At 64.9% G+C, this 7621-nt stretch carries 6 protein-coding genes; 3 read left to right on the top strand and 3 right to left on the bottom strand.

Annotated elements, in window-relative coordinates; all coding sequences use genetic code 11:
• From Q8N40_RS26020 to Q8N40_RS26010, 3 genes are all read left to right on the top strand, one after another.
• Positions 1-891: aspartate aminotransferase family protein (locus Q8N40_RS26020; protein ID WP_305713856.1), on the top strand; the 891-nt coding region annotated here is incomplete at its 5' end.
• Positions 892-1164: 273 nt separating this feature from the next.
• Positions 1165-2835 carry a hydantoinase B/oxoprolinase family protein gene (locus tag Q8N40_RS26015; protein WP_305713855.1) on the top strand — a complete coding sequence of 557 codons (1671 nt, stop codon included), beginning with the start codon at positions 1165-1167 and terminating at the stop codon, positions 2833-2835.
• Complete coding sequence (locus Q8N40_RS26010; protein ID WP_305713854.1) at positions 2835-4877, top strand: hydantoinase/oxoprolinase family protein; 2043 nt, start codon at positions 2835-2837, stop codon at positions 4875-4877. The genes Q8N40_RS26015 and Q8N40_RS26010 overlap by 1 nt, the downstream gene beginning before the upstream one ends.
• A gap of 4 nt (positions 4878-4881) precedes the next feature.
• Here Q8N40_RS26010 and Q8N40_RS26005 read toward each other — a convergent pair whose 3' ends face one another.
• From Q8N40_RS26005 to Q8N40_RS25995, 3 genes are all read right to left on the bottom strand, one after another.
• Positions 4882-5118, bottom strand: coding sequence for a hypothetical protein (locus Q8N40_RS26005; protein WP_305713853.1), 237 nt, complete (start codon positions 5116-5118; stop codon positions 4882-4884).
• 57 nt (positions 5119-5175) lie between these two features.
• The gene (locus tag Q8N40_RS26000) at positions 5176-7365 is read right to left on the bottom strand and encodes a hypothetical protein (protein WP_305713852.1); all 2190 of its coding nucleotides are present in this window, start codon (positions 7363-7365) and stop codon (positions 5176-5178) included.
• 40 nt (positions 7366-7405) lie between these two features.
• Positions 7406-7621: hypothetical protein (locus Q8N40_RS25995; RefSeq protein WP_305713851.1), on the bottom strand; the 216-nt coding region annotated here is incomplete at its 5' end.

Below are 7621 nucleotides of genomic sequence, written 5' to 3'. Positions count from 1 at the left end.
GCCTATCACGGCTCCTATGACTATGCCGAAGTCAGCCTCGATCCCACTCCGGAAGCCTGGGGCCGCAACGCCCCGGTTTCGGTCGCCTATGCGAAGGGCACGCCGGACAATGTGCTGGCCGACGTCATCACCATTCCCTTCAACGATGCCGAGGCGGCGGTAAGCCTGATCCGGGAGCATGGCGCGGAGCTCGCCTGCGTGCTGGTCGACCCGATGCCGAACCGCGCGGGGCTGGCGCCCGCCGACAAGGCCTATCTCGAGGCGCTGCGCGCGGTCACCAGGGAAGTCGGCGCGCTGCTGATCTTCGATGAGGTCATCACCTTCCGCCTCGGCTATCGCGGCGCGCAGGGGCTTTGGAATATCGATCCTGATCTGACCACGCTCGGCAAGATCATGGGCGGCGGTTTTCCGGTCGGCGCGGTCGGCGGCAAACGGGAGTTCATGGCGGTGTTCGATCCCAGATCCGGCAAGCCTGATCTGCCGCATGGCGGGACGTTTTCGGCCAATCCGGTGACGATGCGCGCCGGGATCGCGGCGATGGAGTTGCTGGATGACGCGGCCTTCGCCCGGCTCGATGCGATCGGCGAGGCGGTGCGCGGCGGCATCGACGATGCGTTCCGCCGCCACGGCGTGCCCGGCCGCACCGTCGGGCTCGGATCGCTGCTGAAAGTTCATTTTGCCGACCGTCCGGTCCGCGACTACCGCTCGGCCTGGCCGACCGAGCTGGAAGCGCAGCGATCGGCGGTCTTCCATCGCGGGCTGCTCAATCGGGGCGTGCTGGCGGCGGGTTATGGATTGATGGCGTTGTCGACGCCGATGACGGACCGGGATGTCGCGACTATCGTTGCCGCGGCCTCGGAAGCCATCGCGGAGGTGGCGGCGTCGGCGTAACCGCATCAAAAGTTGCGCGAGGTTGCAACAGTGCCGGTGATTTGCCCAGCCTCGACGTGTCAAAATATTTTCGCAAAGGTGAACCCTCCAGGCCAGCGGCCCCCTTTGCTACTGTACATGGGGTTGTTTTCGATATTTTTGGTTTGCCGGGCCGGAGTTCGCGGACGCGCCCGCGATTCCGGCATGCGACCAGACATTTAGGAGCGACCGGACAGCGGGCAGCTTTGACCAACGTCCCTTGATCCCGCCGCCGGTTTTTGCCAACAAGCGTCCATGTCCAGCAAGATCGATCCCATCACGCGATCCGTGGTTCAGCACCGCCTGAGCTCGATCGTGAAGGAAATGGGCGAAGCCATGCTTCGCACCACCTATTCGCAGATCCTTAACTCCAGCCGGGATTTTTCGCTGGCGATCTGCGACACGCGCGCCCGCCTGATCGCGCAGGCCGATCATCTTCCGGTTCATGTCGGTGCGCTGCCCTGGGCGACGCTGGTGGTCGAGGACCGGTTCAAGGATGTCGCGCCCGGCGACGTGTTTCTGCTCAACGATCCCTACCACGGCGGCAGCCATCTGCCCGATCTCACGGTCTTTGTGCCGGTATTCGATGGCCAGAAGCGCCTGCTCTGGACCATCGTCCGCGCCCATTTCAGCGATATCGGCGGCGCCACCCATGGCGCCTATAATCCCGGCGCCACCGAAATCTGGCAGGAGGGATTGCGCGTCCCGCCGATCAGGCTCTCGGAGGCCGGCCGGCCGCGCGAGGATTTGCTCGATCTGCTGGCGCTCAACGTCCGCAACCCGCGCGAGTTTCGCGGCGACCTCGCCGCGATGCTGGGGGCGGCGAATCTCGGCGAGCGGCGGGTTGCAAAATTGTTCAGCGAGTTCGGCGCGTCGGTTGTCGAAGCCGCCATCGAGGCGATCCTCGATGCGACCGAGCAGCAGACCCGCGCCGTGGTCTCGACCTGGAAGGACGGCGTGTTCCTTGGCGAGGCCTTCCTCGACGATGACGGCCACGGCCGCAGCGACATCCGGATCGCCGCAAAAGTCACCAAGAAGGGCAGCGACATCGAGGTCGATCTGTCGGATTCCGATCCGCAGTCGACCAGCTTCGTCAATTCCTCGCATGCCAACATGCAGGCGGCGGTGGCGATGGCCTTTGCCTATCTGATCGACGCCGAAATCCCCAAAAACACCGGCGCGTTGCGGCCGTTGAAGGTGATCGCCAAGCAGGGGACCATCGTCTGGGCCGATCCCGGCCGACCGGTGACGCTGTGCACCAGCCATCCCTCCAACGAAATCGTCGAAGCCATCGTCAAGGCGCTGTCGGCGTCCTGTCCTGATCGCGCCATGGCGGGCTGGAGCCGCCGGTTCCGGATTGCGATCCAGGGCGAGGATCCGCGCACCGGCAAGAATTTCATCTGGCACCTGTTTCAGGCGCGCCCGGGTGGCGGGGCCTCCTCCGGCGGCGACGGCTATTCATCGATCGGCGAATGGCACAGCGTCGGCGGCCTCAAATTCGGCAGCCTGGAGGTCGCGGAGGTGCGTTTCCCCCTGCACTTTCGCCGCCATGAATTCCGCGAAAACTCCGGCGGCGACGGCAAGTTCCGCGGTGGCCTCGGCGTCGCGCTCGACCTGGTGCTTGAAACCGCAAAACCGGCGCGCGGCAACACCGCGGGCGACGGCGTGCGCTACGGTCCGTGCGGGATGCTCGGCGGCAAGGATGGCGTGCCGCACGATTACCGGCTGATCTCCGAGGGACGTCCGCCGCGCCCGCTGCGCACCAAGGAAGTCGGCATCGAAATTCGTCCCGGCGACTGTCTTGAAATTCGCTCCTCCGGCGGCGGCGGCTATGGACCGCCGGCCGAACGCACGGCGGAAGCCCGCGCGCGGGACTGCGAACAGGGACTCGTCACCGGCGATGCTCCGGCGGGGCAGGGCACCTGATGTACACGATTGGAATTGACGTCGGCGGCACCTATACGGACCTCGTCGCCATCGACGAGCACGGCACAACCGTGTTCGCGAAATCGCCGTCGACGCCGGCGGACCAGTCGGTCGGCGTCATGGCTGGACTGGAGGAACTGGCGCGGCGGCTGAAGCTGACGCGCGAAAAAATGCTCGGAGTTACCGACCGTATCGTGCACGGCACCACCGTTGCCACCAACGCCTTGCTGGAACGCAAGGGCGCAAAGGTCGCGCTGCTCACCACCGAGGGTCATCGCGACGTGATCGAGATGCGTGAGGGGCTGAAGGACAACCGTTACGATCTGCGCTCGCCGCCGCCGCCGCCGCTGGTGCCGCGCGAGCGGCGGTTCGGTGTGCGGGAACGGCTCAAGGCCAACGGCGAGATCGCGATACCCTTGGATGATCGCTCGCTCGATGAGGCCATCGCCGCGATCCGCCGCTCCGGCGCCAATTCGGTCGCGGTCTGCTTCCTGCATTCCTATCTCAATCCCGTGCACGAACTCGCCGCCGTCGAACGGCTGGCGCGGGAACTGCCTGACATCAGCATTTCCCGGTCGAGCGACGTGCTGCCGCAGATCAAGGAATATGAGCGGGTCTCGACCACCATCGTGAACGCCTATGTCCGGCCGCTGGTGCGGCACTATCTGGGCAATCTGGAGCAGCGTCTCACCGAAGCTGGCTTCAAGGGCTCGCTCTTCATCATCCTGTCGCATGGCGGCATGGCGCCGGTCGAGGAAGCATCCAGGCTGGCGGCGGGCACGGTGTTGTCGGGTCCTGCCGGCGGCATTTCCGGCGCGCGGCGCTGCGCCGATCTGCTTGGTGTCCCCGATCTGGTGCCGTTCGACATGGGTGGCACCTCAACCGACATTTCGCTGATCTCCGAGGGCCGCGCCTCGTTGTCCGCCGATGGCACGCTCGCCGGCCAGCGCATTGCGCTGCGCAGCCTCGATATCGCCAGCATCGCGGCCGGCGGCGGCTCGATCGCAACCGTCGACGCCGGCGGCACCTTGCGGGTCGGCCCGGAAAGCGCGGGTTCGGTGCCGGGGCCGGCCTGCTATGGCAATGGCGGCAGTGCTGCCACCGTGACCGACGCCAATGTCGTGCTCGGCTATCTCGATGCGGGTGCTTTCATGGGCGGCGCGCGTCCGCTCGACGCTGCTGCGGCGGAAGCCGCGGTGGACGGAGTCGCTGCGGCGCTGGACCTCGAGAGGATCGAGGCCGCGGCCGGCATCTTCCGGATGATCAACCTGAAAATGGCCGACGGCATCCGGCTGATGACCCTTCGCCGCGGCGTCGATCCCCGAAAATTCGCGCTGCTGAGTTTTGGCGGCGCGGCCGGCCTGCATGCCGCGGAGGTCGCGCGCGAACTCGAACTCAAGCGCATCATCGTGCCGGTCGCAGCCTCCGTGCTGTCGGCCTGGGGCATGCTGACCAGCGATTTGCGCTACGAAGTCAGCCGCACCCATTACGGCGCCGCCGCCCGCATCTCTAACGACGAAGCGCGAAACCTGTTCAAGGATCTGGAGCAACAAGCCACTGGCCGGCTGCGTGCCTGGTTCGGCGGCCCGATGACGACGGAACGTTCCGCCGAGATGCGCTACGGCGAGCAGATTTTCGAGATCGACGTCGCGCTCGACGGCCTCGACTGGAACGCGGCTTCGCCGGTCGACGCCATCGAGGATCGCTTCCACCGCCGCCACGAAGAGCTCTACACCTACGCCTCGCGCGATCAGGAAGTCGTCTTCGTCAACGCGCGTGTCGCCGCGATCGGCGAAGTCTCGCAACGCGGGCAGGATGCGCGGCCGACGCCGTCGGCGGGAGCTTGCGCGCCGCGCGGAACGCGGCAGGCCTGGTTCGGCGCCTGGAGCGAGGTTCCGGTCTATGCGCTCGACGACCTCCGCCCCGGTCATGCATTGGCGGGGCCCGTGATCATCGAGGCCGAGACCACCACGGTGGTGGTCGATGCCGGCGACCGGGTGACTGTCAACGCGCTGGGCTGGCTGGATATTGCGCTCCGGTGATGCGTCAGGATGAAGTGCTTCGCCGCCCGCGCCACGCATCGAGCGCGGTTGTGACGATGAAATCAATGACGAACCAGGTCACGAGGAAGCCGCCGAATTCGAGCAAAAAGCTCTTCCAGTGATAGAACAGCTGCGTGATCAGCAGCGCCGGCAGCAATGTCACGGCCTGCGTCGCCAGCAGGTTTCTTGCGTCAGCGGCGAACTGCCTTCGAAGCGGTTCGTTTCTCAGCAGGCTGTACATGTCCTTCCTCCGTCGTGTCTGGAACAGGGTTCAAACCAGCGGCGCTTGCTGCAACGGTCAGGGAATGTCCACGATCCAGGCGCCGCGGTTGCGGGTGCCGCAGATCAACTTGCGGTCCTGCCTGTGAAAGATCAGGTCGACCGCCATGGCGTTGGGCAATCCGTTCGAGAATGGAGCCCAGCTCGCGCCGAGATCGCTGGTTTGATACACGCCGACATCGCCGGCGACCCATACGCGCCGGAAATCCGCCGGATCGACAACGATCGAGTTGAACGGGATATTCGGCAGGCCCGTGGTACAATTCACCCACGATGTGCCGCCATTATCGGAACGAAAGACCCGGCCGCCGGCGCCCGAGACCTGCGAACTCGTCACCCAGTAGCGCTGCGGGTTCGATGGATCGACCGCGATGCAGCTGATGTACTTGGCGGCGGGCGAGGCATGCGTGGTTTTCTTCCACGCAGTTCCGGTCCAGTCCATCTGCAGTATCTTGCCGAAATTGGTGCCGAGCAGGACAGCATTCGAATCGAGTGCACGCATGGTGGTGGCCACTTCATTGGCGGCCAGGCCGAGCGGAACGATCGCCCACGATGCGCCGCTGTTTCGCGACACCACCAGCGACACGGCGCCGATCGCAAGCGTGGGGCCCACCACCTCGACCGGCGGATAGAACAGCGATGCCACATTGGGAGGCGACAGCGGCGACCAGCTGTTTCCCTTGTTGGTCGACCGTTCCAGGGTGACGTTGTAGTAGCTGTGATAGATGATGTTGGAGGTCTGCTGATCGACGCCGCAATCGCCGCCGTCACCATCGGCGATGTGGTCCCATTTGGTCCCTCCTGTATGTCGCAGGGTTCCATTGTCCTGGGTTCCGGCCATCAGCCATTTCGAGGTCGCCGGATCGCTCGCCATGTATTCGATTTCGGTGATCGCGAGACCCTTGTTGAGCGACTTCCATGTCCTGCCGCTATTGGTGGACCTGTAGATTCCCCCGTCATTTCCGGCGTAGATCGTGCTCGAAGCACCCGGTGCAAAGGTCAGGCAGTGCTGATCGGGATGAATGCTGTTGTTGCCCTGGGTCGTGATATTCGTCCAGGTCCAGGTGGTGCCCGAGAGATCGCCCCGCAAAGTATCGATGGCTCCGATATACACCTGGCCCTTCTTGTCGGGCGTCGCCGCCACAAACCAGTCGTACCAGGATTGATTGACGCTCAAGCTCGCGGGTACCTTGATTTTCTTCCACGCGGTTCCGCTGCGGCGCCAGAAATGGGAGGCATTGCCTGCCGCGCCGAATGCGTAGGCAATGTCGGGCGCCGATGCCACGCGATCGACCGCAAGGCGCGTCCACGCGGCACTGGGAAGCGACGGCATTGCCACGGCGGCGAAGGCATTTCCGCCATTGGTGGATACAAACAGTCCGTCCTGAAAGCTTGCGAGGATCTCGACGGTCCCTCCGCCCGGATCGACGCTGATGTCCCAGCATCTGCCGACACGCTTCAGGGTCCAGGACTTGCCGCTGTTGGTCGATTTGTAAAAGCCATTGGTTGTCGCCGCGTACAGCGTTGCAGGCGTCGCGGGATCAACGACAAGATCGTAGAATCCAACTCCCACGAACGGCGCTGACGCCAACACGGTCCAGTTGCTGCCGCCGTCGGTCGACAGATAGACGCCTGCGCCGAGGTTGGCGTAGAAGTTTCCCTCGCCGCTGCCGGCATAGACGCGAGCGGGGCTGGAGGGATCGAACGTCACCGCGCCGATCGCGAGCGAGGGCATTGCGTCGGTGCAGGGCGACCAGTTCGCGCCGGAATTCTTGCTTTCCCATATGCCGCCGCCGGCGGCTCCGACCAGCAGGTGTTTTGCATCGCGTGGATCTACGGCGATGCTCGACAGGCGGCCGATCACGTCCACGCGGTTGGTGCCGTAGGTCTGCCCGCTGGGGACATGATCGGGACCGAGCGATTGCCACAATGCGGCCGCGGTGCCCGGCGCCGCCGCCCGCCCGCGTGTCCGGGGCGGATGCGCCAGCGACGTCGCAGCTTTCGAAAGGGCTGCGCCAAAGGATTTTGCCGCGGCGACACGGCGCTTGACCGGCCGCGCCGAAAGCGTGCGCGCCGCCTTGATCCGGCTGGTTTGCTTCGGGAATACGAATTTCGGGACCGTCGCCTTGGGAATCACGAATGTCGCGACGACGTCGTTGTTGAGACCGGGATCCCGTTCACCGAGATAGGCGAACAGCCTTCTCAGCACCTTTCCTCCCGCCGGCGAGGGAGTTTTCTGCCTGATCTGCCTATCGATCTTTGCGTCGCGGTTTGTTTTCATGTTTTCCCTCCGGCTTCTTCGCGGGCTTCTTCTCCATCGGCTGGGCTTTGCTTGTGAAGGTTTCTTTGCGGTCGGGCTGGCGGGCCTGCTCGAACATGCGCAGCCGTTCGGCCGCGCGGCCACCCGGTGGCTCCGGTGTCTTGTCGCCTCGACGCCTGACCATTTGCGGCCTCGGGTTTGACGC

It is taken from the genome of Bradyrhizobium sp. (genome assembly GCF_030693485.1).
GTDB lineage: Bacteria > Pseudomonadota > Alphaproteobacteria > Rhizobiales > Xanthobacteraceae > Bradyrhizobium.
This window is presented reverse-complemented; position numbering and strand designations above follow the sequence as displayed.

Bases quoted from the DNA above. Each gene is read 5' to 3' on its own strand.
- Q8N40_RS26005 (WP_305713853.1), bottom strand. From the start codon at position 5,118: ATGTACAGCCTGCTGAGAAACGAACCGCTTCGAAGGCAGTTCGCCGCT.
- Q8N40_RS26015 (WP_305713855.1), top strand. From the start codon at position 1,165: ATGTCCAGCAAGATCGATCCCATCACGCGATCCGTGGTTCAGCACCGC.
- Q8N40_RS26010 (WP_305713854.1), top strand. From the start codon at position 2,835: ATGTACACGATTGGAATTGACGTCGGCGGCACCTATACGGACCTCGTC.